The sequence below is a fragment of the Paenibacillus sp. FSL R5-192 genome (genome assembly GCF_000517845.1).
Taxonomy (GTDB): domain Bacteria; phylum Bacillota; class Bacilli; order Paenibacillales; family Paenibacillaceae; genus Paenibacillus; species Paenibacillus amylolyticus.
The window spans coordinates 1-435 of the sequence record NZ_ASPR01000060.1 but is presented as its reverse complement, the minus strand read 5'-3'; the positions used below and the strand labels follow the sequence as shown (position 1 = coordinate 435).

The window sequence follows — 435 nt, the reverse complement described above, 5'->3', positions numbered from 1 at the left end:
AAAACCAAAGAGGTTGTCGATGGCGTCGAACAATGGCGTAAAGCTGAAGATATTCTATTGGACCTCTCCATCCAGGTGACAGACAAGAACTACGACCTAACTCAGTCATATGCAGATATCTCTCGTGGTGTTTATCAATATGCAAAACTGGCCGCGTCACTTAACGTTGGAGATATCTTGCTGGGTACTGCTGCTTCTATTGGCTCATCCGGCTCTACGATGCAGTATTTGACTGTTCAAATGGACACAATCCAGCGTAAGGCAGCTCAGACCAGAACTTCACTGCTTGAAATCTTTAACACGGCTGGCGAAGATGGATTGCGTCAGATGATTAAAGATGTGTTGGATGGAATTGACCAATTGCTAATTGGATTGACAAAAATACCTACAGGTGTATATGCTGCCGCTGCTGGATTAAGCGGTCTGCTGTTGGCG

Annotated in this window: 1 protein-coding gene; it reads left to right on the top strand. The window is 45.3% G+C overall.

Features of this window, described 5'->3' with window-relative positions; genetic code table 11:
- A partial coding sequence (locus C161_RS32650) for a hypothetical protein (protein WP_036674061.1) occupies positions 1-435 on the top strand: 435 nt, incomplete at both ends.